Source organism: Frankia sp. AiPs1, assembly GCF_023716945.1.
Taxonomy (GTDB): Bacteria; Actinomycetota; Actinomycetes; order Frankiales; family Frankiaceae; genus Frankia.
In genome coordinates this window covers 1-1,796 of sequence record NZ_JAMQQF010000851.1, presented here as the reverse complement: position 1 = coordinate 1,796, position 1,796 = coordinate 1, and the positions used below count along the sequence as shown (strand labels likewise).

Sequence of the window (1,796 nt, the reverse complement as noted above, 5' to 3'; positions counted from 1 at the left end):
GTCCTGGGCGCGCCCGGCGGTTCGCCCACCAGGCGGGGGAGCCGACCGCCGTCGACGGTCGGCGGGGCGGCGGTCAGCCGCCGCGGACGGTCATGCCGTGACGGTCGGCGAGGGCGGCGAGGTCCGGCACGCCGAACTCGGCGGTCAGCTCGTCGAACCGGGCCACCTTGTCCGCGCCGAAGCGGCGGACGTAGTCGCGGTAGGCCTCAACGGTCAGGAAACTCGACGGACGGCTCTTCGAGTGGAACTTGTCGGCGTACATGACCAGCCGTTCCTCGACGGTCTGCGCGACGTAGTCCCCCGGCGGCAGCGGCAGATCACCGGCGGCGATGTCGGCGCGGGTCAGCCCGACGCCGGTGTGGCAGGAGGCGAACCGGCAGACGGTCTCGGGTAGCCCGTCGGCGGCGAGCAGCTCATGGCCGAGCACCCCGTGGCGCACGTACTGGGCGTGATCGAGCTGGCCGGCGTCGTCGTAGAGCCGGTAGACGCCGATGTCGTGCAGCAGCGCCCCGGTGCGCACCAGCCCGGCGTCGGCCTGCGGCGCGGCGCCCGCGGCCAGCAGCCCGGCGGCGATGTCCCACACGATGCGGCAGTGGGTGTGCACGAGGGTGAACGCCGGCTGCGAGGGTGCGTGCCGGCGGTGCAGCTCGTCAGCGTCCACGGCTGTGTCCATGTGGGCGCCGGCGTGGGCGCCGGCGTGGGCGTCCACGGCGACGTCCCACGACGGCTCGCCCGCGATGACCATCCCAGGACCGTACCGCGGCGCGGCGCGGGGCGGGACGGATCGGTCATGCCACCCGTTGGGCGCGCCGTGCCCACGCCTGGTCGAGGGTGCGGGTGAACAGGTCCGTCGGGCGGGCCCCGGACACCGCCAGGGTGCGGTCGACGACGAAGAACGGCACCCCGGTGACCCGCATGTCGTGGGCGCCACGCTCGTCGGCGAACACCCGCTCGGCGTAGTCGTCGCCGGCCAGGACCCGGCGCACCTCGGCGGCCGCCAGACCGGCGCCGGTGAACACCTCGACGGCGACGTCGTGGTCGAACACGTCCCGGCCGGCACCGAAATGCGCCTGGTTGAGCGCGTTGACCGCCTCGACCTGCCGGCCCGCCTCGCCGGCCAGGTGCAACACCCGGTGCAGGTCGAAGGTGTTGCCGTTACGCCGGTCGGACCGGTAGGCCAGGCCCTCCTGGCGGGCGGCGTCGGCGACGCGGTGCTCCATGCCCTCGATCTCGTTCGCCGGCACGTCGCTGAACTTGCGGGCCAGCGCGACGAGCAGCGACTCGGACCGGCCCCGGGGCAGGGTCGGGTTCAGCTCGTAGGAGTGGAAGCGCACCTGCACCTCGTCGCGGTGGGCGAACGCGGCCAGCGCCCGGTCGAACCGGGCCTTGCCGACGTAGCACCACGGGCAGACGACGTCACTCCAGATGTCCACACGCACGGCGGATCACCATCCTCTTCTCACCGCTTCTCGACCGCGGCTCCCAGGCTCCGACGATCGGTGCACCGCAGCACGGCGGACCCTCGGCGTCGCCACCGGTTCGAGTGAACACCACCGGCGTCGCACCGCGGCCTGCCCGCTGCTGATGAACCGGGCACACCGCCCGCGGGAACCCGCGCCGGATATCGCCGGACGCCGCTACCCCGCCCCGACCCCGCCCCGGGCCGACCCCGGCGTGCCGGCGCGGCGCGGACCGTGTTCGGCGCCCCGCCCGGTGAACGGCCGGTGGCGGCATGGTCCGTGCTGTGTGCGTGCGGGCGTCCGGGTCGGCGCGCTCAGCCGTGGCAGACGCGGGCG

General features: G+C 74.6%; 2 protein-coding genes. Both read right to left on the bottom strand.

Annotation, left to right across the window (positions count from 1 at the left end):
* Positions 1 to 73: 73 nt before the first annotated feature.
* Positions 74 to 745, bottom strand: a complete 672-nt coding sequence (locus ND748_RS31275; RefSeq protein WP_251749902.1) for an HD domain-containing protein — start codon at positions 743 to 745, stop codon at positions 74 to 76.
* A 43-nt stretch (positions 746 to 788) separates the two neighbouring features.
* A complete protein-coding gene (locus ND748_RS31270; RefSeq protein WP_251749901.1) occupies positions 789 to 1,439 on the bottom strand; it encodes a DsbA family oxidoreductase in 651 nt (216 codons plus the stop codon).
* Positions 1,440 to 1,796: the final 357 nt, after the last annotated feature.